Below are 23,566 nucleotides of genomic sequence, written 5' to 3' on the forward strand. Positions count from 1 at the left end.
TGCCCCGCGCGGAACGGCATCGATATACCAACTCCGTACATGCGGTTTTTTCGCCTGATGTCATCGGACTTCTCCCGATACATTGGCGGCGGAGGAAACATGACGACTTGGTGGCCCTACCTGCGGATCGCCGCAGCTCTTCTCGGCGCAGCAGCGCTCGTGCGGCAGATGACGGTGTCGATCACGAACGCGCAGGCGTCGACCACCGAGTGGGGTTCGCACGTGCCGACCGTCGTGGCGAACTTCTTCAGCTTCTTCACCGTGCTGTCGAACATCGGCGCCGTCGTCTCGCTGACGATCGCCGCGATCTGGATGCTGCGCACGCGCCGCGACGACACCCCCGAACCCCGCTGGTTGGCCACGCTGCTCGTCTGCACCAGCACCTACATGATCGTCACGGGTGTCGTCTACAACCTGCTCCTGCGGTACATCAACCTCGACGGCGTCTCGGAGGTGTGGACCAACGAGACGCTGCACGTGATCGTGCCGCTCGTCATGCTCCTCGACGTGCTCTTCGCGCCGCGACGGCGCGCACTGCCGTGGAGCGCGGCCCTCGTCGCCGTGATCTTCCCCCTGGTGTGGACCGTCTACACGATGGTGCGCGCGAACTTCATCACCGGCCCGATCACCGGCAACCCGTGGTGGTACCCCTATCCGTTCCTCGACCCGAACGGTCCCGGCGGGTGGGGCTCGGTCGTCGTCTACATCATCGGGATCGCGATCGGAATCGTCGCCGTCGCCGCCGGTGTGGTCTGGGTCGGTCGGCGCCGCGGCATCCGCGTTCCCTGATCACGACCTCGATGGGGACTCCTCCCCATCGGCTCCGAACCGGCGTGTCGGCGGATGCGGTTACCCTGGTGCGGGGGAAGGACGCGATGTTTCCCCGCGTGATCGAGGAGACTGCAGATGAACGAGCCCTACGCGCCGGACCCGTCGACGAACACGGCCCCTCCGCCCCCGCCCGCTCCTCCCGCGCCGGCGCCCGTGCTGCGCAGCGAGCTGCGCGATGCGCCGACGCCTCCGCCCCCTGCCGCCGCGCCTGCGGCCTCCGCGCCCGCTGCGGGATCGGCGCCCGCTCCGGCTCCGAAGACGGATGCCGCGCCCCGGACGGCCCCGTCCGACGCCGAGATCTCGCGGGCGAGCGACGTGCTGAAGGTCGTCTCCGGCGCCTACTCCGCGAAGATGGTGGGCCAGGAGCGCCTGCGCATGAGCCTGCTCATCTCGCTCATCGCGGGCGGTCACATCCTGCTCGAGAGCGTGCCCGGCCTCGCCAAGACGACCGCCGCGAGTACGCTCGCCGACACCGTCAAGGCGCAGTTCAAGCGCATCCAGTGCACGCCCGACCTGCTGCCGAGCGACATCACGGGCAACCAGATCTACGACGCGGCGACCGGTTCTTTCCGCACCGTTCTCGGGCCCGTGCACGCCAACTTCGTGCTGCTCGACGAGATCAACCGATCGAGCGCCAAGACCCAGAGCGCCATGCTCGAGGCGATGCAGGAGCACCAGACCACGATCGGCGGCGAGGTGCACCACCTGCCCAAGCCCTTCCTCGTGATCGCGACGCAGAACCCGATCGAGCAGGAGGGCACCTACGAGTTGCCCGAGGCGCAGATGGACCGCTTCCTGCTCAAGGAGATCGTCGAGTACCCGAGCCCCGCCGAGGAGTTCGAGATCCTCGGCCGCATCGACTCCGGTGTGCTCGATCCCGACCGTCACGTCTCGAGCGCGATCTCGCTCGACGACGTGCACATGCTGCAGGACGTGGCCAGCCGCATCTATGTCGACCCCGCGATCCGCAACTACATCGTGTCGATCGCGTACGTCACGCGTAACCCCGCGCCGTACATCGGCGACGACCGCGCCCGGTTCATCAAATACGGCGCGAGCCCCCGTGCGAGCATCGCGTTCCTGCAGGCGTCGCGCGCCCTCGCACTGCTCAAGGGCCGCTCGCACGTGCTGCCCGAAGACATCCGCGAGCTGCGCCACCTCGTTCTCCGCCACCGCGTGCTGCTGACCTTCGAGGCCGACGCCGAGGGCATCCGCAGCGAAGAGATCATCGACCAGATCTTCGCCGCCGTCCCCACTCCCTGACCCGGTCGCCGAGCCAGCAACCGTCGCCCCGCACCGGAACACGAGCCCATGCCCAGTCTGATCACGCAGGTGAAGAGCAAGCTCTTCCTGCACTCGTCGCGCAAGTCGATGCACGCGCTCGACGGTGCGCACGCGTCGCTGCTGCGCGGGCGGAGCCTGGACTTCGAAGACCTGCGCAAGTACGAGTACGGCGACCAGGTGCGCGACATCGACTGGCGCGCGACCGCCCGCCTGGGCACGCCTCTGGTCAAGCGATCGCGCGCGATGCGCATGCAGACGGTGCTGTTCGTCGTCGACACCGGGCGCTCGATGACGGCCCTCGCAGCCGACGAGCGGCCGAAGAAAGACCTCGCGATCATGGCGGCCGGCGCCCTCGGCATCCTCACCCTGCGCCACGGCGACGACTTCACCACGGTGCACGGCGACTCCTCAGGCGCGCGTCGACTGCCCCCCGGTCGCAGCGAGGGCGCGCTCGAGCATGCCCTGCGCACGATCAGTCGGGCGACCGACGAGAGCGCGGTTCCCAACGACCGCGACGGTCTGCTCTCGTACGTCACCCGCACGGTGTCGCGGCGCATGATCGTCGTCGTCATCACCGATGAGGCGCCGATCACCGACGAGACCGAGCGGATGCTGCGCCGGCTGCGCGTGCAGCACGACGTGCTGTGGCTCACCCTGCGCGACGCGGATCCGGTGCTCGACCACGCGACCGGGCGCATCCGCAGCGACGTCGACAGCAGCTGGGACGTACCGGACTTCGTGCAGGGCGACGCGGCGATCGTGCGCCAGCTCACCGCCCAGGCGCAGGCCGAGGAGGCGCACCTCGCCGAGACCCTGAAGCGGCTCGAGATCGGCCACGCCGTGCTCGAGGGCCAGGAATCGGCCGTCCCGCAGCTGCTGCGCCTGCTCCACGGGGCGCTCAGCCGATCCGGTGGGAGGTCGAATGCCCGGGTCTGATGAGCTCTATCCTCCGGCGCAGTACGGCTGGGGCTGGGTGCTGCTGGCGTTCGGCATCCTCGCCCTGCTGATCGTGGGCGCATGGCTCGTCATCGCGTTCACCAAGCAGCGCCGCCCCGCCGACCGGCTCGGCATCGAGCAGCCGCAGCTGATGACGGGTGACGTGCTCAGCCAACTGCGCGTGGAGTACCTCGACCGCGTGCAGCAGATCGAGACCGACTACCGCGAGAAGCGGCTCTCGCCCCGCAACGCCAACCTCGAGCTGAGCCGTGTGGTGCGCACCTTCGTCAACGAGTACAGCGGTCTCGAGGCCCCGGTGCTCGCCCTCGACGATCTCGTCTCCCGCGGAGTGCACCCCGCCCTGATCGACGCGATGCGCCGGCACTACTACCCGAGCATCTTCCGCCAGGGTCCGCCGATCGATCCTCTCGCCGGTGCCGAGGCGGCGCGGACGGTGGTGCGCTCATGGCACTAGCGAACGGCTGGCTCATCATCGTCGCGGCCGCGGTCGTGATCGCCGCCCTCGGCGTCGGACTCGCGCTCGGTCTGCGCAGCCGCGGGCAGTCCACGGGAGCCGACCGCGCCCGCATCGCCCGGGCCGAGCGCCTGCGCGCGCTGCCCGCCTTCCGCGAAGCGCTCTCCCGACGGATCGTCGCCCTGAGCGGCATCCTGCTCCTGGGTGCGCTCACGGTCGTCACGGCCGGTGTCGTGGCCGCCCGGCCGATGTCCTCGCAGACGATCCAGCCCGTCAACACGAGCCGCGACATCATGCTCTGCCTCGACGTCTCGGGATCGATGTCGGAGGTCGACGTCGAGGTGCTGACGGTGTTCGAAGAGCTGCTCGACGGCTTCGAGGGCGAGCGCATCGGGCTGACGATCTTCAACAGCTCGCCCGTGCAGATCTTCCCGCTCACCGACGACTACGACTTCATCCGCACGCATCTCGAGAGCATGCGCGAGAGCTTCGACTACGTCGATCAGATCCCCGAGCACTGGGTCGGCACGCTCAACGGGAACGGTGCCTCGCTGATCGGTGACGGGCTCGCCGCCTGCGCGATGGGTTTCGACCATCCCGACGATGAGCGCTCGCGCTCGGTGATCTTCGCGACCGACAACGAGATCAACGGCGCGTCGATCGTCACGCTCGAAGAGGCGGCGAACTACGCCGCGTCGAACGGCGTGCGCGTGTTCGCCCTCAACCCCGTCGAGGGCAAGGACGCCGATGTGAGCGCCGAGCTCGCTGCCGCGGCCGAAGCGACCGGCGGTCAGGCCTACGGATTGCGCGACACGACGACGGTCGGCGACATCGTCGAGCAGGTGCGCGAGCAGGACGCGACCGAGCTGCGCGGCGAGGCGCAGGTCGTGTGGACCGACGCCCCCGACCTGTGGATCGTGGTCGTCTCGATCGCCCTGTTGTCGTTCGTGGTGCTGCTGTGGAGGGTACGACTGTGATCTTCCAACCCGCCATCAACGTCTTCCTTCTCCTGCTGCTGTTCGCCCCGATCGCCGCACTCGTGGTGTGGGTGCTCGTGCGCGCGCCGAAGGACGCGGGGCGTTCGACCGTGCAGACGCGCAATCACCGCGTGCTCTGGGCGCTGCGGTTGGCCGCGGTGCTCGCCTGCTTCGTGATGCTGCTGCGCCCCGGCATCCCGGGCGGCGCCACGCAGACGCTGGCGACCGACACCGACATCGTGCTGGTAGTCGACACGACCGCGAGCATCGTCGCCGAGGACTGGGCAGACGGCGAGCCGCGCCTCGACGGCGTGCGCGCCGACGTGCGCTCGATCATCGCCGAGTACCCCGGCGCGCGCTTCGCCCTGCTCACCTTCGACGCCGCCGCCGAACTGCGGATGCCGTTGACCACCGACACCACGGCGCTGGTCGGGTCACTCGACGTGCTGCGCCCCGAGGTCACGAGCCAGTCCCGCGGAAGCTCGATCGGCATCGCCGCGACCCTGCTCGAGCAGACGCTCGCGTCGGCGGCCGAGTCGTCCCCCGACCGCTCGCGCATGGTGTTCTACTTCGGCGACGGCGAGCAGACCGTGTCGTCGGACCCCGAGTCGTTCGCGGCGAGCGCGCCCTACACCGACGCCGGTGCGGTGTTCGGTTACGGCACCGCCGAGGGCGGGCCGATGCGCATCACCAGCGGCGGCGTCGACGGCACGGATGCCGGATACATCCAGTACCAGGGCTCCGACGCGCTGTCGGTCGTCGACGAGCAGAATCTGCAGGCGCTGGCCGCCGAACTCGGCGTCGAGTATGCGCACCGCACGGCCGACACCGAGCCGCAGTTGCCCGAGGCGCCGACCACCACCACGAACTACGCCGACTCCGGCGAGGTCGGCAACGTCACCGAGCTCTACTGGATCGCGGCGCTCGTGCTCATCGTGCTGCTCGGTGTCGAACTGGCGCGCGCGGCCATGCTGATCGCCCGTCTGCGCGGCCTCCGCACCCCGACGGCTGGGGCTGGGTCGCCGAGCCCCAGAACCGCGTCGCCGAGCCCCGATACGGGGTCGCTGAGCCTGTCGAAGCGCCGCCGCCCCAAGAACGGAGGCGACTCATGACCGACCCGCAGACCGCGGCCGCCGATCTCCTCGCCGCGAACCGTCGGCGCCGCAGCATCCGGAAGTGGATCGCGATCGGCAGCATCCCGCTCGTGCTCGCATCGCTGTTCTTCGTGGGCAAGATCCTCAGCATGTACGCGTTCGCACACCAGGCGATCAGCGCCTACGTCGTCGACGACTACGCGGGGTCCGAGGCCGCGGCCGAGGGCCAGGAGTTCCTCAACTGGTTCGAGCCGTACAAAGCCCCCTTCAACATCGGCACCGCGCTCGCGGGCGCCGAGGAGCTGCCCGAGGCGCGCACCAAGCTCGAGGAGGCCCTCGACCTCGCGACGGGTCTGGAGGTCTGCGACGTGCGCATCAACCTCTCGCTCGTGATCGAGCGCATGGGCGACGCGGCACGGGAGGGCGGCGACGGAGCCGGGGCTGCCGCGCTCTACGCCGAAGCCCTCACGATCACGGTCGAGACGCCCGAGGAGTGCAACAGCGAAGAGGCCGAGAACCAGTCGTCCGACCCGGATCGCGATATGGGCGAGAGCCTCGACGATTCCGAGGAGCGGCTGAAGGAGAAGCAGCAGCAGGAGCAGGAGCAGCAGCCCGACCCGCAGGAGGGGGAGGACGAGCAGGAGCAACCGCAGCAGCCCGACGAGCAGAAGCTCGACGATCTCAAGGACAAGCTCGACCAGGGCACACAGGAGCGCGACCAGCAGCAGGGCGGCGACGAGCCCGGCTCGGGAACGGACAAGCCATGGTGATGGACCACGAGAGCCAGCGCGCCCGCTACCTCGCGGGCGCCGAGGGCGCGCCGCCTGTTCCGCCGCCCGGCGGCTACCGGGGCGCGCGCCGCGGCACCGGGCCGCAGGAGGCTCCGGCGTTTCCGACGTTCGTGTCGGTGGCCGACGGCGACGACGAGCGCCGGTCGGCGAACGCGATCGGATGGGTCGCCCTGCTCGCCAGCATCCTCTTCGCCATCGTGCTGCTGGGCACGATGCTCGCCGGCGGCACCGACCTGCTCTACGGCGTCACCCTGCTCGCCGTGCAACTCGTGCTCGTCGCGGTCATCATCGCGGCGATCGTCACGAAACGGGGGCGGATGCTCGGCGCGATCGCCCTCGTCATCGCGGTGCTGTTCAATGTCGCCACCGTGGGCGGGCTCAGCGCCCTGCAGTCGTCGGCCAGCGGCAACTACGACGGATCGAAGTCCGACGAGCAGAAGCACGCTGAGGCGTACCCCGGGATCAAGGGCACCGACAACCAGGACGTGCTGAACCAGCAGTCGCTCGAAGAGGTGCGCACCGAGGCCGACAGCCTCTTCGCGGACGTGCGCCAGCGCCTCAGCGACGAGTTCGGCTACACCTGGACGCAGTTCACCGACGAAGACCTGCGGCCCGAGCGCAACGGCTACGGCGGGGAGTCGATGCTCTACGAGTACGGGTCGGCGGGCTGGGCGACCAACGAGCCCATCCAGGACTACGCGCGCAAACAGCAGGTCATGGCCGTGATCGATCAGGTCGTGCAGGAGCACGGCATGTACGGGCTGTACGCCTTCAACGACCCGACCGGATCGGGCATCGACCCGACGATGATCGCGAAGCTCTACGGCAGCGACGACCCGCGCACCCAGCACACGTGGGAGTCGTACACCGAGAACTACCCCGATCCTCTGCGCTTCTATTCGACGATCTACGACCTGTCGAACGATTCGACGGGAGGATTCACGACCGAGCGCGAGGCGCAGAACGCCCGCACGGGCGAGCCGGTGGAGGGTCTGCAGCTGTTCGTCATCGCGAGCGCCGTGCTCAGCGACGACGACCGTGACGAGTTCGAGAAGAAGATCCAGGAGTACCCCGGGTTCTGACACTCCAGGGCGCTGAGCCCATCGAAGCACCCGCCCGAGGCGGTGTCCTCAGTCGCGCAGCCTCAGCAGCAGGCGGGCCGCGACGAAGCGGGCCTGCCCCAGAGGCGTGCGCGGGTCGTACCCGAGCACCTCGACCAGCGACGCCAGCCTCTCCTGAACGCTTGAGTGGTGCCGCCCCAGGCGCACGGCCGCCGCACGGACGCTCTGCCCGTCGACGACCGCATTGAGCAGCTCGCGACTGCGGTTGTCGAGGCTCGCCAGAGCGACGGCATCCGGATGCTGTGCACCGCCCGCGGTCTGAGCGATGAACAGCAGCGCGCCGAGGTCGTCGGCCACCAGCACCGGTTCGGACGGGGTCGTCAGACGGGCCGCGATGAGAGCGGACTCCCAGGAGTCGGCGAGGTGCTCGGTCAGGGCGGCACCCCCGACCCCCAGACGCACGCCCCCGGTCTCGGCCCAGGCATCTTCGGCCCGCTCGTCCGCTCCGATGAGGGTCGCCCGCACGAGACCCTGCCGTGTCGCGACGACGGCGGACGGATGCTCTTCCGCGGGCGCTGGGTCGGGCGGCGAGGCGACCACCCGCAGCCGCCCCGCGGGCAGACGTAGTCGGGCGGCCGCCGCAGCGCGCTCCTCGGCGGCCGAGAACGCGCTGATGACCAGTTCGACCGCGCTCTCGGCACCTCCCGCGCGACGCGCGCGGATGATTCCGAGCGCCAGGGCGAGCCGCTCGAGGATCATGCCGTCGTTCGCGTGCGCGGCTCCGTCGCGTTCGATCCAGACGACGGCATCCGGTGCGCTCTCGCGCAGGTTCCACGCATCCGATGGTTCCACCGGCTCGATGCGCACGCCGTCTGCCCGCACCCGCACGCACCGGCGGGAGTCGCGGTGCCCGACTGTCGCACCGCTCAGAACCGCGGCCCCGCGCAACATGCTCTCGACACCCACCGAACGCGCGACGAGCGCATCGAAGTAGGACACGACCTTGAGGGTCTCGCTCGCATCCGGGTCGAGGGCGGTGAGCCGCCCCAGCAGATCTTGCATCTCGGGCTCCATCGCGCGGGGATTCCACCCTAGGGGGTCGCGGGCTCGACCCCCTAGGAGCGGCATCACCCGAGCAGGCGGTTCACCCAGTCGTCGCGGGCCGCCAGCATGGCCTGCGAGACAGCAGCGTGCGGGGCGAACATCTCGAACCCGTGGAAACCTCCGGCCCAGACGTGGAGTTCGGCCTGAACGCCGGCCGCCCAGAGCGACGTCGCGTACGCGACGTCCTCGTCGCGGAAGACCTCGGCGCTGCCGCAGTCGATGAAGGCGGGCGGGAGGTCGGCCAGGTCGGTCGCGCGGGCGGGCGCCGCATAGATCGAGACGTCATCGGTGCCCACGCGGTCGCCGAGCAGAGCCGTCCAGCCGGTGATGTTCGAGCCGCGATCCCAGACCCCGACACCGTCGATCTGCCGGGTCGAGATCGATTCGTCGCGGTCGTCGAGCATCGGGTAGATCAGGAGCTGGCCGATGAGCGCGGGACCTTTGCGGTCGCGGGCGAGCAGTGTCGTCCCGGCCGCGAGACCGCCGCCGGCGCTCGCCCCTCCGATCAGCAGACGGCTCGGATCGATTCCGAGCTCTGCGGCGTGGTCGGCGGTCCAGACGAGGGCCGCGTAGCAGTCCTCCACGGGCGTCGGGTCGGGGAACTCGGGGGCGAGCCGGTACTCGACTGTCACGATCACCCCGTTGAAGCGATCGGCCCAGTCGAGGAAACCGACCACTCCGAGCCAGCGGTTGCCGATGATCATGCCCCCGCCGTGCGTGTGGAAGAACCCGGGACCGGTGCCGGTGCGCCCCTCCTTCTCGACGACGGAGACGATGATCTCGCCGCCCTCGTGCGCGGGGATGGTGACGTCGCGGTGCGTGAATCCGCGGTCGGACAGCGCGGCGAAGACCTCGTCCTCCCCGCCGATCGGCGATTGGCGCAGCAGCGGGATCATCTCGGCGGTGAGCGTGGGCGGCATCTGGTCGCCGACGAGCGCGAGCGCGGCCTCCAGCTCCGGGTCGAACGGCGGGCGGCGCAGGGTCGTCTCAGTCATCGGAACTCCTTCGTTCTCGGTCGCCACAGCGGCGTCCCGCCAGCATCCTGCAGTCTGCGATCTGCGGTAACCCGCCAGTCGGGGCCGATGGCCGGGCGGGATGCCGCCGGATGGCGGGTCCCGCGGCGAAGGGTCAGGACACGCCCCACGCGGCGACGAGCATGAGGCGTATCGTGACCCTTCACCGTCGTCGCGGGACCACTCAACTCGCGAGCGCGAGTCCTGCGGCGAGCGCGAACCCGAGCACGGTCGCGAGACCGGTGGACTCCTTGGCCTTGGACTGCGCCTCGGGCACCATCGAGTCGACGAGCATCACGAGCAGCGCGCCGGCCGCGAATCCACTGGCCGCCGTGCGGAACGCGTCGCCGGTGATGCTCGCGAGGCCGAAGCCCGCAACGGTCGCGGCGGCGCAGATCACGGCGACGCCGGCCCAGAGCAGCAGCACGCGCGAGCGCTTCATGCCGCCGTCGAGCAGGTCGGCGGCCGAGCCGATCGACTCGGGCAGGTTGGAGACGAGGATGGCGACGACGAGCGCGATGCTCACCGGTTCGCCCGACGCGAGCCCGATACCGAGCACGAGCTGTTCCGGGATGCCGTCGAGCAGGGCACCCACGGCGAGCTGACCCCCGCCCGCCTCGCCCTTCTTCTTCGCGGCACGCGCATCGAGGATGCGAGCCGCGACGTAGTAGCTGATCGCGCCGAGGGCGACGCCGATCACCAGGGGGAAGGGGCCTCCGCGATCGAGGCCTTCCTCCCACAGCTCGAAGGCGATCGAGGCCATGAGCGCGCCCGCACCGAAGCCGAGCACGATGCCCAGCCAGCGCGGCGGCCACTTCCGCAGCAGCGCGAGCACGGCGCCGACGAACAGCGGCGCCGCCGCCACCACACCCCACAGCACCGCTCCACCCATGAGCACACTCTCCCACCTCACTCCTCCTGCACAAAAGTGCGCGACGCGGCATCCGTTCGTCGGCACGGGCGGATGCCGTCACGCATTCGGGAGCGACACGCCGCCCGCCGTAGACTGGAGGGCATGTCCAAGGTCCTCCAGTCCCTGCCCGTCGGCGAGCGCGTCGGCATCGCCTTCTCCGGAGGACTCGACACCTCCGTCGCCGTCGCGTGGATGCGCGAGAAGGGCGCCGTCCCCTACACGTACACCGGCGACCTCGGGCAGTACGACGAAGACGACATCGAGTCGATCCCTGGCCGTGCGCTCGAGTACGGCGCCGAGGCCTCACGCCTGGTCGACGCCAAGACCGCGCTGGTCGAAGAGGGCTTCGTGGCGCTCTCGTGCGGAGCGTTCCACATCCGCTCGGGCGGCAAGACCTACTTCAACACCACTCCCCTCGGGCGTGCGGTGACCGGCACGATGCTGGTGCGCGCCATGAAGGAGGACGGCGTCGACATCTGGGGCGACGGCTCGACCTACAAGGGCAACGACATCGAGCGGTTCTACCGCTACGGTCTGCTCGCCAACCCGCGTCTGCGCGTCTACAAGCCGTGGCTCGACGCCGACTTCGTGACCGAGCTCGGCGGCCGCAAGGAGATGAGCGACTGGCTCGTCGCCCGCGACTTCCCGTACCGCGACTCGGCCGAGAAGGCCTACTCGACCGACGCCAACATCTGGGGCGCGACGCACGAGGCCAAGACCCTCGAGCACCTCGACGTCTCGCTCGAGACCGTCGACCCGATCATGGGTGTCAAGTTCTGGGACCCCTCGGTCGCGATCGACACCGAAGACGTCACCGTCACGTTCGAGGCCGGTCGCCCGGTCGCCCTCAACGGCGTCGAGTTCTCGGATCCGGTCGCTCTCGTGCGTGAGGCGAACACGATCGGCGGCCGCCACGGCCTCGGCATGAGCGACCAGATCGAGAACCGCATCATCGAGGCGAAGTCGCGCGGTATCTACGAGGCGCCCGGCATGGCGCTGCTGTTCATCGCGTACGAGCGCCTGGTCAACGGCATCCTCAACGAAGACACCCTCGCGACCTACCACGAGCAGGGGCGTCGCCTCGGTCGCCTCATGTACGAGGGGCGCTGGCTCGAGCCGCAGTCACTCATGCTGCGCGAGTCGATCCAGCGCTGGGTCGGCCTCACCATCTCCGGCTCGGTGACGATCCGCCTGCGCCGTGGCGACGACTGGACCATCCTCGACACCGTCTCGCCGAACCTGTCGTACGGCCCCGAGAAGCTGTCGATGGAGCGCGTCGGCGACGCGGCCTTCGGCCCGGTCGACCGCATCGGACAGCTCACCATGCGCAACCTCGACATCGCCGACTCGCGTGCCCGCCTCGAGCAGTACGCGGGCCTCGGCCTCGTCGGCGGCGCCACGGGCGAGCTCGTCGGTCGCGTCACCGCGGGTGAGTCGGGCGAGATCACCGGCGCGGTCGAAGAGGTCGACGAGAACCTCGCCGACGCGGTCGACACGGCCTCCGAGGGCGCGGCCTTCGACTCCGGCACCGACTGACCCTCACGGGTTCGATCGAGGGGGCGGATGCTGCGGCATCCGCCCCCTCTTTTCGTCCGCTCCGCGGATGCTGTGAGTCGGTCGAGTTATCTTGCACACAACTGTGCACATTAAGTACACTCGAATCCATGACCACCCGCGCACCCCGCCGCGATGCCGTCGAGAACCGCGCCGGCATCCTCGACGCCGCCCGCTCCGCGCTCTCCGTCGACCCCTACGCCTCGGTCGACGTGATCGCCCGCAGCGCCGGCCTCTCGCGCCGCACCCTCTACGGCCACTTCGACGACCGCGAAGCCCTCATCCGCGAGCTCATCTCGACCGGCGCACAGCGCTTCAACGCCATCGCCGAGTCGGTGACCGACGCCGACGCCCGCCTCGCCCTCGCCCGTCTCGCCGCACGCCTCTGGCACGAGGCGGCGCACGTGCAGGTCGCCGCCGCGCTCGCGCTCGACGAGGCGCACGTGCAGCACACGGCCGACGCGCTCGCCCCGTTGCGCCGCACGGTCGCGGCCCTGGTTCGGCGGGGCCAGGGCGACGGCAGCTTCCGCAGCGACCTCGCCGCCCCCACCCTCGCCCGCCTCATCGAGGAGATCGCACGTACGGTCATCTCTCGCACGGATGCCGCGAGCACGGGCGCCGCGAACCTCGCCGTGCGCGCGGTGCTCAGCATCGCCGGACTCTCGTGGCGCGAAGCCGACGAGCTGCTCGCCGCCCACCCCGACATCGTCACCGGCCCGACGGAGGCCCCCGCATGAGGATCACCCTGCACGACGTGAGCAAGGGCAAGAACGGCCAAGCCCTCCCTCCCACCACTCTCGAATTCCACACCGGCGAGGTGCGTTACGCCCTCGCCGAGACCGAGCAGCGCCCCACCGTTCTCGGCCTGATCGCGAGCGGACGCATGCGCCCCGAGACCGGTCGCGTCACGATCGACGACTCCGAGAGCGCCAAGGAGCTGCGCCGCCGGGTCGCCCTCGTCGACGCCCCGGATGTCAGCGACCCGCATCCCGACATCTCGCTCGCGGGCGTGGTCGGTGAGGAATTGATGTTCGCCGGGCTCGGCGCGACACCGCTGCACGCCAAGCGCTGGCTGTCGCAGCTCGGGTACGCCGAGCTCGCCTCGGTGCCGATCGGCAACATCGACCCCTCGGCGCGGGTGCGCATCCTCTGCGAGCTCGCCGTGCTGCGCGACGGAACGGATGCCGTCGTGCTCGTGTCGCCCGATCGGCACGGCGGCTCGCCCGACGGCTGGTGGCGCATCGCCGCCGAGTTCGCCGAGCGCGGGTTCGCGATGCTCGTGATCCTCGGCGGTTCGGCCGCCGTGGCGCTCGAACGGATGCAGGAGCTCGGCGCGGTCAACGCCTCGGGGCCGGTCGAACCGCTCGTGCTCGAGCCGGAAGCGGATGCGGAGCCGGACGCGGAGGCAGAGGCAGACGCGGATGCCGCGGCGAGCGCTGCGGACGAAGGTGAGGTCGAGCGCGGCGGGACCCTTCGACAGACTCAGGGACCCGGTGATAGCGACCTCGCACCCGAGACCGACGATGGAAGCTGGGTCGCTGAGCCTGTCGAAGCGCCCCCCGCCCCAGACTCCAGCCCCGAAGACGACACGAACGAAGACGACACGAACGGAGCCGCATCATGAAGGTTCCCGCGATGATCGCCGCCGAGCTGCGGCGGCTGACGGCGAGCAAGATGGGCATCATCGCGCTCATCGCGCTCGTGTGCGTGCCGATCCTCTACGGCGGCCTCTACCTCTGGGCGAACCAGGACCCGTACGCCAAGTTCCCCGAGGTGCCGGTGGCTCTCGTCGTCGACGATGCGGGCGCGCCGTCCACGGCATCCGACGCCGCCGACGGCGACACCGTCAACTACGGCGAAGACGTCGCCGACAACCTCATCGAGGGCAACGCCTTCGACTGGCAGCGGATGACGGCCGACGAAGCGGCAGACGCCCTGCGCCACGGCACCGTCGACTTCACCGTGACCATCCCCTCCGACTTCTCGACGGCGTTGACCTCCGCCGCGGGTGACGACCCGCACCAGGCCCGCATCGACCTCGAGACCAACGACGCGAACAACTACCTCGCGTCGTCGATGGGCACACAGGCGGTCGAGAAGATCCGCAGCTCGGTGGCCGAGATGGTCGGCAGCGAGGCGGCCGAGCGGCTGCTCACCGGGCTCAGCGACATCCGCGACAGCCTCGTCACCGCGACCGATGGCGCGACGCAGTTGACCGACGGCGCGAACACCGCGGCCACGGGCAGTGCGACACTCGCCGACGGCACGGCCCAGCTGGCCGACGGCACCGCGCAGCTCGCATCCGGGGCCCAGACCCTGGCGACCGGGGCGCAGTCCCTCGCCGACGGCGCCGCACAGGTGAGCGAAGGCAACCGCCAGCTCGCCGACATCGCCGACCGGGCGGGCTCCGTCGTGCAGCAGGCGACGGACGCCCTTCCCCAGGTGCGGACCGACATCACGACGATCCTCACCGATCAGGGCCTCACCTCCGAGGAGATCGACCAGGTGCTCGCGAAGCTCGACCCGCTCGCGACCCGGCTGCAGGACGGCAATGCGACCGTGCAGGCCGACGTCGGCAAGATCGATCAACTGGCGGATGGCGCCCAGCAGGTCGCCTCCGGAGCGGCGACGCTCTCGACCGGCGCCGCGAGTCTCGCCACCGGTGCGGGCACGGTCGCCGAGGGCGCGGCATCCGCCAACGACGGCGCGGCGCAACTGCGCGACGGGCTCAGCACCCTCGCCAGTGGCGCGGCCGAGCTGCGCGACGGACTGGCGGCGGGCGTCGATCAGATCCCGGCATCCACCCCCGAACTGCGCTCCCTGCAGGCCGACACGATCGCCGACCCGGTGAAGGTGTCGAGCGACAAGGTCGCCTCCGCCGAGGACTACGGCGCCGGGCTCGCCCCGTTCTTCGCCGCGCTCTCGGCGTGGATCGGCATCTACGCGCTCTTCCTGATCGTGAAGCCGATCTCGCGACGCGCGATCACCGCGCTCCACTCCCCGATCCGCATCACGCTCGCCGGGTGGCTGACACCCGCGGCACTCGGTGCGGTGCAGATGTTGGGACTCATGGGCATCCTCGCGCTCACCCTCGGGTTCACGTTCAACCATCCGGTCGGAACCCTCGGCGTGCTGATGTTCGCCTCGGCGACGTTCGCGGCGATCATCCTCGCGCTCAACGTGTGGTTGGGGTCGGTGGGGCAGTTCCTCGGGCTCGTGCTCATGGTGCTGCAGCTCGTGACCGCGGGCGGCACGTTCCCCTGGCAGACATTGCCCGCCCCGCTCGCGGCACTGCATCACGTGCTGCCCCTCGGGTACGTCGTCGATGCGATGCGCCAGCTGATGTACGGCGGTGACCTCGCCCGAGCGGGCGGCGATCTGATCATGCTCGGCATCTGGCTGGTGGGGGCGCTGCTGTTCGCGATGATCGGCGTGACGCGCATGACCCACCGGCGCACGCTGCGCGACCTGCAGCCCAGCCTCATCGGCTGAGGCCAGGCGCGGCGCGAGAGTCCGTCTCTCCTCGAGTTGTGAGGGGCGGGGCGGCCGCATAACTCTGGAGATTTCCGCGGTAGTCGCCTCTGAACCCCCGATCTAGGTTGCGCACCGCACTTCTTCCGGAGTTGTGAACGGCAACCGGCACCGACTCGCGGCGGGCGACCATCCTGCGAGGCCGCCCCGCCCGATCTCGGAGTGTTCACAACTCCGAAAGACCGCCCCACCCACGGCCTTCCCGAGCCGCATGTGCCCCTCTGCGCCTCAGATCTCCGGAACTATGAACGGTGACCGCGCTGGCCGCGCGCGCCGAGGGCACCCAATACCTCCATCACCGCGACCCGCACGACGTCCGGCCTGTCCATGAGGTCGGCCGCGAGCGGCCTGATCGTGACGAAGCCTTGTGCGGCGGCGGCCAGGTCGCGTCGCCTGTCCTCGACCTGAGCGTGCCAACCCTCGTGGAACGCCCGGCTGTCGCATTCGATGATCAACCACCCGTCGACGAGGAAGTCCACCCTCCCGACGCCGTGAATGCGAACTTGCGTCGTGAAGTCCGCACCTATCGCCTTCAGGATGAGGCGCATGAAGGTCTCCGGTCCCGACTCCGCGGTCGAATCGACGAGGGTGAGAAGGCGGGCGTAGCGCTGCGGCAAGCCGTCGAAGAGCATCGCGAGTTGCCCCCGATTCAGCAGGCCGTGGTGGAGCAGGCTGTCGAGTGTCGCCAGGGCGGCGCGGGGTGATTGACATCTGACGGCATGTCGGACGACATCCTCGAAAGCCGCCGCATGGAGGGGTGCCGGTACGCGCGACGGTGCGCTCCAGTGCAGACGGGTACCTGCCGAACCGGGCGGTCGCACGCGCGAAGCGTCGGGGGCAAGTTGCACGTGCAGGACCGAAGACTGATGCACGAAAACTCCGATCGCTACGAGAAGCGACAGGCAGGACAGCCGTCCGCCGATGCGCACGGCCTCTGCGACGTCCGTCGCGACATCCGGATACGCATAGCGATCTCGTCGCAACCGGAGCAGCGCTCCAGCCTCGACGGCCCGCGTGATCGAGCGCCCGTTCAGTCCCCTGGCGTGCAGCTCCGAACGAGTGAACACACACGGGGTGTACATGTCCACGGCTCGATCTCTGACTGTTCTTCGGACGTTTCTCACCAGAGCAGTGTGTGCGACGGGAACCCCGCGATGTACTCGTACCGCGGCCATCGGAATAAGCCGGGACCACAGACGCACCGTGCAGGAGTAGTGGCATCCTTCCGACCGTGTTCACAACTCCGGAAAAGCTTCCGGGATGGCGCGCGCAGCAGCAGGTTAAATCGGAAAGTAGGCAATCCTCCGGAGTTGTGGACCACCAGCGCCCCCCGACCCCCGCCCTACCCCGCGGCTGGCGGGGTCTGCTTGGCGTCGGCCAGCTCGTCGACGACGAGGTGGCGCTGATCGGCGGAGCCGTTGCGGTAGGCCTGACGGCCGACCATGTGCGCCGAGAGCGGGGCGGTCGCGAACTGCATGAGCACGATCGGGGCGACCAGCAGCATCCCCAGCAGGATGCCGCCGACACTGCGCTGCGCGAGGGCCACCGCGAGGCAGATGAACACGAGTCCGAGCACCTGCGGCTTGGTGGCGGCATGGAGACGCGACGGCACGTCGCGGAAGTGCAGCAGTCCGACCGCGGCCGAGAGGCAGAGCAGAGCGCCGAGCAGGATGAGCACGAGCACCGTGACGTCGATCACGGCGTCGGGGATGACGAGACCGAAGATGTTCATGGCGTCGTGTTGTCCCTTCGTGCGACGAAGCGGGCGACCGAGATCGACCCGAAAACACCGATCGCGGCGATGATGAGCAGCACCGGGATGCTGCGCGTATGGCCGTTGATCGCCATCTCGGCACCGAGCACGCACATGACCTCGGTGAGCAGCACGTCGGAGGCGACGGCGCGGTCGAGGATCGTCGGCCCGCGGAAGATGCGGATGACGGTGAGGATCGCCGCGATGCCGAACACCACCATGATCACGAGCAGCAGGATGTTCATCGTGCACCGCCCTTCGTCGCAGACCCGTCGGCGTTCGCGCGTGCCCGCACGTCGGCCTTGAGCGCACGATACTGCGCGGGATCGCCGAGCGCACGCACCACCCGCTGCTCCCAGCGCAGCACGATGCGGCGCTGCTTCTCGACGTCGTCCATCCCGTTCACGCCGATCACGTGCATGTACAGAACGCGGCGATCACGATCGGCCTCGACGACGAGCGAGCCCGGCACGAGCGATGACACGACCGCGACGTGCGTCATGACGAGGTCGTCGGCGTAGCGCAGCGGCACCGCGATGATGGCGGTGCCCGGCTGCTTGCGGAAGTCGAAGACCTGGATGGCGACGGTGACGGCTCCGCGCAGCAGCGCCCAGAGGAACTGCACCACGAACAGCGCGGCGTAGAACACGTTCACCCGCCCCGACAGCTCGACCGTCGGCAGGCGGAACACCCGGGTCACGAACACCGCGACGATGAGTCCGGAGACGAACGCCAGCAGCGTGAACTGACCCCACAGCAGCATCCACAGCACGACCAGCCAGGCGAGGAACGGCAGCTGGGCACGCAGGTCGCGCCAGAAGTGGCGCTTGCCCTCGGGACTCATCCGCCCACCTCCTCTTCGAGCTGCACGAGGTTGACGGGCTGCAGGAGACCTGCCCCGATCCGGTCGCAGAGCTCGTAGAGCGGGCCCGCGAACACGGTGAGCGCAACGGTGACGGCGACCATGCCGGCGGTCGCGAGCGTCATGATCCTGGGGATGCGGCGACGCTCCTGCTGCTCATCGGCGGCGGGCGCGTTGCCGAGGTACGAGATGCGCCCCTCGGTCTCGGTCGAGTCCTCCTCCTCGCGCCAGAACGCCAGGTTCCAGGCGCGCATCAGCGCGTAGAGGGTGAGGAGCGAGGTGAGGATACCGCCCATGATGAGCACGATCATGAGGGGGGTGCCGACGGATGCCGCGGCCTCGAAGAGCGCGAACTTGCCGATGAACCCGGAGAAGGGGGGCAACCCGCCGAGGTTGATGGCGGGGATGAAGTAGAGCACGGCGATGACCGGAGCGATCTTCAGCAGCCCCTTGACCCGCAGGATCGAGGTGCTGCCGGCTCTTCGCTCGATCAGCCCCACGGCGAGGAACAGAGTGGTCTGCACGACGATGTGGTGCACGATGTAGTACACCGTGGCGCCGATCGCCGCGGGCGTCGCGATCGCGAGACCGAAGATCATGTATCCGACGTGGCTCACGAGCGTGAACGACAGGATTCGTTTGAGCTCGGCCTGCGCGACGGCGCCGAGCACGCCGACGACCATGGTCGCCAGGGCGATGATCAACAGCAGCGTGTCGATGCTGTTCGAGGCGAACAGCTGCGTCTCGGTGCGGATGAGCGCATAGACGCCGACCTTGGTCAGCAAACCGGCGAAGACGGCGGTGACGGGGGCGGGCGCGGTCGGGTAGGAGTCGGGCAGCCAGAACGACACCGGGAAGATGGCGGCCTTGATGCCGAACGCCACGACGAGCATGAGATGCAGCACGAGCTGCGTCTCCTGCGGCAGCTCGGCCATGCGCTCGGCGATCTGCGCCATGTTGACCGTGCCGACGGCTCCGTAGATCATCGCGATCGACGCGAGGAACAGGATCGACGACACGAGCGATACGACGATGTACACGGCACCGGTGCGGATGCGCGACTCGGTACTGCCGAGCGTGATCAGCACGTACGAGGCCACGAGCAGGATCTCGAAGCCGACGTACAGATTGAACAGGTCGCCCGCGATGAAGGCGTTGAAGATGCCCGCCGCGAGGATCAGGTACGAGGGGTTGAAGATCGAGATCGGGGTCTCGTCGGTGCCGTCGGCGGCACCCTGGCCGATCGAGAAGAGAAGCACGGCGAGCAGCACGATGCTCGAGATCAGCACCAGGAGGGCTGCGAGCCGATCCACGTAGAGCACGATGCCGAACGGCACCGGCCAGCCGCCCACCGACACCGCCATCGGGGTGTCGCCGGCATCGACCGCGACGAGCAGCACGGCCGCGATCACCGAGACCGCGGCGAGCGTGACCACGGTGACGAGCACCTGCAGGCGCGCGTTGCGACCGAAGACGAGCGTGATCGCAGCACCCAGCAGCGGGAGCCCGACGAGGAGGGGGACCAGAACGCTCATCGGCGATCCTCCTCATCGGTGTGCTCGGGGGCGTTGTCGTCGGATGCCGGATCGAAGGCCGTGTCCCGGGCCGCGTCCGCGGCATCCGTTTCGTCGGCATCGGCGGCGTGGGTGTCGGCATCCGTCCGGAAGGAGGATCCCTCGGCATCCGCTTCGTCGACGGACTCGGTCTCCTCGTCGTCGTCGGGAGGCGCCGATTCCGCATCGAGGACGCCCGCGGAGGCATCCGTCCCGTACGAGCCGTAGGCACGATCGACGGGCGCGTCATCTTGGATCGACGCGTGGTCGCGCATGTGGAGCACCGTGATGGGCGCGGTCTGCACGCCGACGAAGTCGGTGGTGGCCTCGTCGTCGTCGGTCTCGGACTCGTCGTCCATGAGGTCTTCGTCGGCATCGGTGCGCGCGCGCAGGGCGATGTCGGCCTCGTCGTCCTCGACCGTGTCGGCCTGGCCCAGCTGCCAGGAGCGGTAGATGAGGGCGAGCAGGAACGCCGAGACCGCGAACGTGATGACGATGGCGGTGAGGGTGAGCGCCTGCGGGAGCGGGTCGCTGATGTCGCCGTCGACGCCGTAGAACGGCGCGCGTCCGGGCACGCCCATGACGATGAGCAGCAGGAGGTTCGTCGCATTGCCGAGCAGCAGGAAGCCGATGAGCACGCGGGTCAGGCTGCGCTCGAGCATCGCGTACACACCGCACGCGAAGAGCACGGCCATGATCACGATGAGGGTGAGCGAGACGTCCATCAGTTGGCACCCCGCCTCTCACGCGAGACCATCGGCGCATCGCGCAGCGCCTGGGTCTGACGGTCGACCTCGGCACCGAGGCTGCGCAGCACGTCGAGCACGAGGCCGATCACGACGAGGTAGACGCCGACGTCGAAGATCGTCGAGGTGACGAACTCCATGTGGCCGAAGCCCGGGATCTCCCACTCCCAGAACGTGCTGGTGAGCGGCGCCTGGCCGAAGAACAGGGGGATCAGCGCGCTGCCGACCGCGAGGATGAGGCCCGCGCCGAGCAGACGACCCGCGTCGGTGGGGGCGGCGGCGCCGAGTTCCCAACGGCCGCCCGCGATGTAGCGCATGACGAGCGCCATGCCCGCGACGAGACCGCCGGCGAATCCGCCGCCGGGGAGGTTGTGGCCGGAGAAGAGCAGGAAGATCGACACCACGATGATGGTGTGGAACAGCACGCGCACGATCACCTCGAGCAGGATCGACCGGTTCTCGGGCTTCATCTTCGTTCCGCCGACGAGCCAGGCCCGCGGGCTGCTCTCGTTCTCGGTCGTCTGGAAGCGGATGCCGTCGGTCGTCTCGACGAGCGGGCGGCTCTGCGTGCGGCGGCGCTTGGAGCGCGGCAGCTTGAGGGTGGCCGCGAGCATGTCGGCGCGATGGGTGACGAACACGAGCGAGGCCACGCCGGTCGCGGCGAGCACGAGCACCGACAGCTCACCCATCGTGTCCCACCCTCGCAGGTCGACCAGGGCGACGTTGACGACGTTCTTGCCGTGGCCGATCTCGTAGGCGAGCTGGGCGAACGAGGCGGAGATGGGCTCGTGGATGCGCGACTGCGTGGCGACCACGGCGACGAGCGCCATCGTGAGACCGACGCCGACCGCGAGCAGCGCGCGCGGGATGCGCCCGACCGAGGCGTTGTGCTCGCCCATCTTCGACGGCAGACGCCGCAGCACGAGCGCGAAGGTCACCATCGTGACGGTCTCGACGAGGATCTGCGTGAGCGCGAGGTCGGGGGCACCGCTGGTCGCGAAGAGCACCACCATGCCGAGGCCCGTGACCGACACGAGCACGACCCCGGTGTAGCGCTTCTGCGCCCGCACCGCGAACAGACCGGCGGCCGCCATGATCGGGGCCACGACGATCTGCACCGGTGTGTGCCAGGCCGACAGTTGGAAGCGGTCGATGTCGGTCGCGACGAGCGCCGTGACCTCGGCCGCGACGAACACCACGAAGATCGTGCCGACGTACACGGGCAGCGAACCGCGCTGCGTGAGGGTCGTGCTGAGCACCGACAGACGGTCGACGCCGCGCATGACGAAGTAGTAGACGTCGGCCGCGGTGAACGGCAGCAGACGGGCCTTGCGATCCCAGCCGGTGCGCCGGGAGAGCAGGAAGATCCCGACGCCCAGCACGATCGACAGGATCGAGATGCCGAGCGCCGGCTCGAAGCCGTGCCAGAGGGCGAGGTGCCCCGGGCCTTCGACGGCCAGTCCCTCGGCGTCGAGGCCGGGAGTCGCCGTTTTCGCGTACCCCTGCAGCGCGACGTCGAGCGCGGGGGCTCCGATGCCGGCGGCGAGAGTGACGCCCGCGAGGATGATCGGCGCCGAGAGGAAGCCGACGGGCGGGTCGGGCCAGGGGGTGTCCGGCATCCGATCGCCCTGCGCGTCGCGCTTGGTCCAGAAGGCTCCCCACAGGAAGCGCACGCCGTATGCCGCGGTGAGCATGGACCCGAGGATGACGCCGATCAGGGCGACGAGACCCCACGGCGATCCGCCGATCGCATCGTCGAGCAGAGCGCTGAGCGTCGACTCCTTCGCCACGAAACCGAGGGTCGGGGCGATGCCTGCCATCGAGGCGATGGAGATGAACGCCGCCGTCGTCATGACCGGAGCCTGCCGGCCCACGCCCGAGAGCTCGTTGATGTCACGCGTCGAGAGCTGGCGGTCGATCACACCCACGATGAGGAACAGCGCCGACTTGAACAGCGCGTGGCCGATGACCAGCGCGAGCCCCGCCAGCGCGGCGGCCTGCGTGCCGTAGCCGACGACCACGGCGAAGAACCCGAGCTGGCTGACGGTGCCGAAGGCCAGGATTCGCTTGAGGTCGGTCTCGCGCAGCGCCTGGACCCCGCCGATCAGCATGGTCAGGATGCCGAGGCTGATCACGATCGGACGCCAGGTGGCGCTCAGCGCGAAGATCGGCGCGAAGCGCGCGATGAGGTAGATGCCCGCCTTCACCATCGCGGCGGCGTGCAGGTAGGCGCTCACCGGAGTGGGAGCGGCCATCGCACCGGGCAGCCAGAAGTGGAACGGGAAGAGCGCCGACTTGCTGATCGCGCCGATCAGGAGCATGACGATCGCGGCATCGATCATGGGGCCGGTCGGCACCTCGGCGAGGATCTCGCGGATGCTCGACGTACCGGCGTCGACCACCAGCAGCACGACGCCGACGAACATCACGAGTCCGCCGAGAGTGGTGACCAGCAGCGCCTGCAGCGCGGCACGACGGCTGGCCGCACGACGGCGGTAGTGACCGATGAGGAGGTACGAGAGGATGCTCGTCACCTCCCAGAACATGACCAGCATGACCAGGTCGTCGGTGAGCACGAGGCCGTACATCGCTCCGGCGAAACCGAGGAGCACGCCCGCGAACTGGCCGATCCCGGCCGAGTCATCGTGGAAGTACCAGCGGCAGTAGAGGAGCACCAGCGAGCCGACACCCGTGACGATGAGCGTGAGCACCCAGCCGAGCACGTCCATGTTCATCGACAGGTTCAGCCCGAGCTGCGGGATCCACGACACCGAGACGAACGGGGAGTCGCCGTCGATCACCTGCGGCGTCATCACGAGCGCGTGGACGAATGCCGCCGCGGGAATGAGAGCGGCGACCGCGAATGCCTGAGACCCCAGCCAGCGCACCAGAACGGGCATCAGGAGAGACCCGAGGAGGAACACGGCGAGGAGCGTCAGCATATACGCGGCTCCTCAGGGCTCGTCGGCCGGGGGAAAACGGCACAGGCGGGCGGGTGTCTGGTTCTATTCTACCTGCCGTTAGGGAACCGTTAGGCCGCGAGGTCGGATGGCGCCCTTCGACAGGCTCAGGGACCCACCGGCCGCGG

Annotated in this window: 21 protein-coding genes and 1 pseudogene; 12 read left to right on the top strand and 10 right to left on the bottom strand. The window is 69.3% G+C overall.

The window, feature by feature from the left end; genetic code table 11:
* Positions 1 to 99: 99 nt before the first annotated feature.
* The 8 genes from ACIPVN_RS09510 to ACIPVN_RS09545 all read left to right on the top strand — a co-directional run bounded on the left by ACIPVN_RS09510 (position 100) and on the right by ACIPVN_RS09545 (position 7,470).
* Positions 100 to 789: a Pr6Pr family membrane protein gene (locus ACIPVN_RS09510; protein WP_400442372.1), complete on the top strand. Its 690-nt coding sequence runs from the start codon at positions 100 to 102 to the stop codon at positions 787 to 789.
* A 117-nt stretch (positions 790 to 906) separates the two neighbouring features.
* A complete protein-coding gene (locus ACIPVN_RS09515) occupies positions 907 to 2,094 on the top strand; it encodes an AAA family ATPase (protein ID WP_400442374.1) in 1,188 nt (395 codons plus the stop codon).
* 48 nt (positions 2,095 to 2,142) lie between these two features.
* Complete coding sequence (locus ACIPVN_RS09520) at positions 2,143 to 3,051, top strand: DUF58 domain-containing protein (RefSeq protein ID WP_400442375.1); 909 nt, start codon at positions 2,143 to 2,145, stop codon at positions 3,049 to 3,051.
* A complete protein-coding gene (locus tag ACIPVN_RS09525; RefSeq protein ID WP_400442377.1) occupies positions 3,038 to 3,526 on the top strand; it encodes a hypothetical protein in 489 nt (162 codons plus the stop codon). Before ACIPVN_RS09520 ends, ACIPVN_RS09525 begins: the two co-directional genes overlap by 14 nt.
* Complete coding sequence (locus tag ACIPVN_RS09530; protein WP_400442379.1) at positions 3,517 to 4,503, top strand: VWA domain-containing protein; 987 nt, start codon at positions 3,517 to 3,519, stop codon at positions 4,501 to 4,503. The genes ACIPVN_RS09525 and ACIPVN_RS09530 overlap by 10 nt, the downstream gene beginning before the upstream one ends.
* Positions 4,500 to 5,615: a VWA domain-containing protein gene (locus tag ACIPVN_RS09535; RefSeq protein ID WP_400442381.1), complete on the top strand. Its 1,116-nt coding sequence runs from the start codon at positions 4,500 to 4,502 to the stop codon at positions 5,613 to 5,615. The genes ACIPVN_RS09530 and ACIPVN_RS09535 overlap by 4 nt, the downstream gene beginning before the upstream one ends.
* Positions 5,612 to 6,367: a hypothetical protein gene (locus ACIPVN_RS09540; RefSeq protein WP_400442383.1), complete on the top strand. Its 756-nt coding sequence runs from the start codon at positions 5,612 to 5,614 to the stop codon at positions 6,365 to 6,367. The genes ACIPVN_RS09535 and ACIPVN_RS09540 overlap by 4 nt, the downstream gene beginning before the upstream one ends.
* Positions 6,361 to 7,470, top strand: a complete 1,110-nt coding sequence (locus tag ACIPVN_RS09545) for a DUF4064 domain-containing protein (RefSeq protein WP_400442385.1) — start codon at positions 6,361 to 6,363, stop codon at positions 7,468 to 7,470. The genes ACIPVN_RS09540 and ACIPVN_RS09545 overlap by 7 nt, the downstream gene beginning before the upstream one ends.
* A gap of 48 nt (positions 7,471 to 7,518) precedes the next feature.
* Here the strand turns inward: ACIPVN_RS09545 and ACIPVN_RS09550 are convergent, their stop codons facing one another.
* From ACIPVN_RS09550 to ACIPVN_RS09560, 3 genes are all read right to left on the bottom strand, one after another.
* Positions 7,519 to 8,511, bottom strand: coding sequence for a hypothetical protein (locus tag ACIPVN_RS09550; RefSeq protein ID WP_400442386.1), 993 nt, complete (start codon positions 8,509 to 8,511; stop codon positions 7,519 to 7,521).
* A gap of 65 nt (positions 8,512 to 8,576) precedes the next feature.
* Entirely contained in the window at positions 8,577 to 9,548 is a 972-nt protein-coding gene (locus tag ACIPVN_RS09555) for an alpha/beta hydrolase (protein WP_400442388.1), read from the bottom strand.
* Between the two features lie 202 nt (positions 9,549 to 9,750).
* Positions 9,751 to 10,479: a ZIP family metal transporter gene (locus tag ACIPVN_RS09560; RefSeq protein WP_400442390.1), complete on the bottom strand. Its 729-nt coding sequence runs from the start codon at positions 10,477 to 10,479 to the stop codon at positions 9,751 to 9,753.
* A gap of 102 nt (positions 10,480 to 10,581) precedes the next feature.
* Between ACIPVN_RS09560 and argG the strand changes: the two genes are divergently transcribed.
* The 4 genes from argG to ACIPVN_RS09580 all read left to right on the top strand — a co-directional run bounded on the left by argG (position 10,582) and on the right by ACIPVN_RS09580 (position 15,525).
* Positions 10,582 to 12,015, top strand: a complete 1,434-nt coding sequence (gene argG / locus ACIPVN_RS09565) for an argininosuccinate synthase (protein WP_400442392.1) — start codon at positions 10,582 to 10,584, stop codon at positions 12,013 to 12,015.
* A gap of 128 nt (positions 12,016 to 12,143) precedes the next feature.
* Positions 12,144 to 12,770, top strand: a complete 627-nt coding sequence (locus ACIPVN_RS09570; protein WP_400442393.1) for a TetR/AcrR family transcriptional regulator — start codon at positions 12,144 to 12,146, stop codon at positions 12,768 to 12,770.
* Complete coding sequence (locus ACIPVN_RS09575) at positions 12,767 to 13,657, top strand: hypothetical protein (RefSeq protein WP_400442395.1); 891 nt, start codon at positions 12,767 to 12,769, stop codon at positions 13,655 to 13,657. The genes ACIPVN_RS09570 and ACIPVN_RS09575 overlap by 4 nt, the downstream gene beginning before the upstream one ends.
* The gene (locus ACIPVN_RS09580) at positions 13,654 to 15,525 is read left to right on the top strand and encodes a YhgE/Pip family protein (RefSeq protein WP_400442396.1); all 1,872 of its coding nucleotides are present in this window, start codon (positions 13,654 to 13,656) and stop codon (positions 15,523 to 15,525) included. The genes ACIPVN_RS09575 and ACIPVN_RS09580 overlap by 4 nt, the downstream gene beginning before the upstream one ends.
* A gap of 281 nt (positions 15,526 to 15,806) precedes the next feature.
* Here ACIPVN_RS09580 and ACIPVN_RS09585 read toward each other — a convergent pair whose 3' ends face one another.
* From ACIPVN_RS09585 to ACIPVN_RS09615, 7 genes and pseudogenes are all read right to left on the bottom strand, one after another.
* Entirely contained in the window at positions 15,807 to 16,646 is an 840-nt protein-coding gene (locus tag ACIPVN_RS09585) for a hypothetical protein (RefSeq protein ID WP_400443346.1), read from the bottom strand.
* A 260-nt stretch (positions 16,647 to 16,906) separates the two neighbouring features.
* Positions 16,907 to 17,296: a monovalent cation/H(+) antiporter subunit G gene (gene mnhG, locus ACIPVN_RS09590; protein WP_400442397.1), complete on the bottom strand. Its 390-nt coding sequence runs from the start codon at positions 17,294 to 17,296 to the stop codon at positions 16,907 to 16,909.
* Positions 17,293 to 17,562: a monovalent cation/H+ antiporter complex subunit F gene (locus ACIPVN_RS09595; protein ID WP_247623942.1), complete on the bottom strand. Its 270-nt coding sequence runs from the start codon at positions 17,560 to 17,562 to the stop codon at positions 17,293 to 17,295. The genes mnhG and ACIPVN_RS09595 overlap by 4 nt, the downstream gene beginning before the upstream one ends.
* Complete coding sequence (locus tag ACIPVN_RS09600) at positions 17,559 to 18,161, bottom strand: Na+/H+ antiporter subunit E (RefSeq protein WP_400442399.1); 603 nt, start codon at positions 18,159 to 18,161, stop codon at positions 17,559 to 17,561. Before ACIPVN_RS09600 ends, ACIPVN_RS09595 begins: the two co-directional genes overlap by 4 nt.
* Positions 18,158 to 19,714 carry a Na+/H+ antiporter subunit D gene (locus ACIPVN_RS09605; RefSeq protein WP_400442401.1) on the bottom strand — a complete coding sequence of 519 codons (1,557 nt, stop codon included), beginning with the start codon at positions 19,712 to 19,714 and terminating at the stop codon, positions 18,158 to 18,160. The genes ACIPVN_RS09600 and ACIPVN_RS09605 overlap by 4 nt, the downstream gene beginning before the upstream one ends.
* Before the next feature lie 239 nt (positions 19,715 to 19,953).
* Positions 19,954 to 20,457 (bottom strand): annotated as a pseudogene (locus ACIPVN_RS09610) (Na(+)/H(+) antiporter subunit C); the annotation flags it as partial.
* Complete coding sequence (locus ACIPVN_RS09615; RefSeq protein ID WP_400442402.1) at positions 20,457 to 23,420, bottom strand: Na+/H+ antiporter subunit A; 2,964 nt, start codon at positions 23,418 to 23,420, stop codon at positions 20,457 to 20,459. The pseudogene ACIPVN_RS09610 and the gene ACIPVN_RS09615, both read right to left, overlap by 1 nt.
* Positions 23,421 to 23,566: the final 146 nt, after the last annotated feature.

The sequence above is a fragment of the Microbacterium sp. NPDC090003 genome, assembly GCF_044748385.1.
Taxonomy (GTDB): Bacteria; Actinomycetota; Actinomycetes; order Actinomycetales; family Microbacteriaceae; genus Microbacterium.

What these genes read in the sequence shown, in the direction of transcription:
- ACIPVN_RS09550 (WP_400442386.1), bottom strand. Translation starts at nt 8,511, where the DNA reads ATGCAAGATCTGCTGGGGCGGCTCACCGCCCTCGACCCGGATGCGAGC.
- ACIPVN_RS09595 (WP_247623942.1), bottom strand. Translation starts at nt 17,562, where the DNA reads ATGAACATCCTGCTGCTCGTGATCATGGTGGTGTTCGGCATCGCGGCG.
- ACIPVN_RS09605 (WP_400442401.1), bottom strand. Translation starts at nt 19,714, where the DNA reads ATGAGCGTTCTGGTCCCCCTCCTCGTCGGGCTCCCGCTGCTGGGTGCT.
- mnhG (WP_400442397.1), bottom strand. Translation starts at nt 17,296, where the DNA reads ATGAACATCTTCGGTCTCGTCATCCCCGACGCCGTGATCGACGTCACG.
- ACIPVN_RS09575 (WP_400442395.1), top strand. Translation starts at nt 12,767, where the DNA reads ATGAGGATCACCCTGCACGACGTGAGCAAGGGCAAGAACGGCCAAGCC.
- ACIPVN_RS09545 (WP_400442385.1), top strand. Translation starts at nt 6,361, where the DNA reads ATGGTGATGGACCACGAGAGCCAGCGCGCCCGCTACCTCGCGGGCGCC.
- ACIPVN_RS09570 (WP_400442393.1), top strand. Translation starts at nt 12,144, where the DNA reads ATGACCACCCGCGCACCCCGCCGCGATGCCGTCGAGAACCGCGCCGGC.
- ACIPVN_RS09530 (WP_400442379.1), top strand. Translation starts at nt 3,517, where the DNA reads ATGGCACTAGCGAACGGCTGGCTCATCATCGTCGCGGCCGCGGTCGTG.
- ACIPVN_RS09520 (WP_400442375.1), top strand. Translation starts at nt 2,143, where the DNA reads ATGCCCAGTCTGATCACGCAGGTGAAGAGCAAGCTCTTCCTGCACTCG.
- argG (WP_400442392.1), top strand. Translation starts at nt 10,582, where the DNA reads ATGTCCAAGGTCCTCCAGTCCCTGCCCGTCGGCGAGCGCGTCGGCATC.
- ACIPVN_RS09525 (WP_400442377.1), top strand. Translation starts at nt 3,038, where the DNA reads ATGCCCGGGTCTGATGAGCTCTATCCTCCGGCGCAGTACGGCTGGGGC.
- ACIPVN_RS09510 (WP_400442372.1), top strand. Translation starts at nt 100, where the DNA reads ATGACGACTTGGTGGCCCTACCTGCGGATCGCCGCAGCTCTTCTCGGC.
- ACIPVN_RS09555 (WP_400442388.1), bottom strand. Translation starts at nt 9,548, where the DNA reads ATGACTGAGACGACCCTGCGCCGCCCGCCGTTCGACCCGGAGCTGGAG.
- ACIPVN_RS09580 (WP_400442396.1), top strand. Translation starts at nt 13,654, where the DNA reads ATGAAGGTTCCCGCGATGATCGCCGCCGAGCTGCGGCGGCTGACGGCG.
- ACIPVN_RS09515 (WP_400442374.1), top strand. Translation starts at nt 907, where the DNA reads ATGAACGAGCCCTACGCGCCGGACCCGTCGACGAACACGGCCCCTCCG.
- ACIPVN_RS09615 (WP_400442402.1), bottom strand. Translation starts at nt 23,420, where the DNA reads ATGCTGACGCTCCTCGCCGTGTTCCTCCTCGGGTCTCTCCTGATGCCC.
- ACIPVN_RS09540 (WP_400442383.1), top strand. Translation starts at nt 5,612, where the DNA reads ATGACCGACCCGCAGACCGCGGCCGCCGATCTCCTCGCCGCGAACCGT.
- ACIPVN_RS09585 (WP_400443346.1), bottom strand. Translation starts at nt 16,646, where the DNA reads ATGTACACCCCGTGTGTGTTCACTCGTTCGGAGCTGCACGCCAGGGGA.
- ACIPVN_RS09600 (WP_400442399.1), bottom strand. Translation starts at nt 18,161, where the DNA reads ATGAGTCCCGAGGGCAAGCGCCACTTCTGGCGCGACCTGCGTGCCCAG.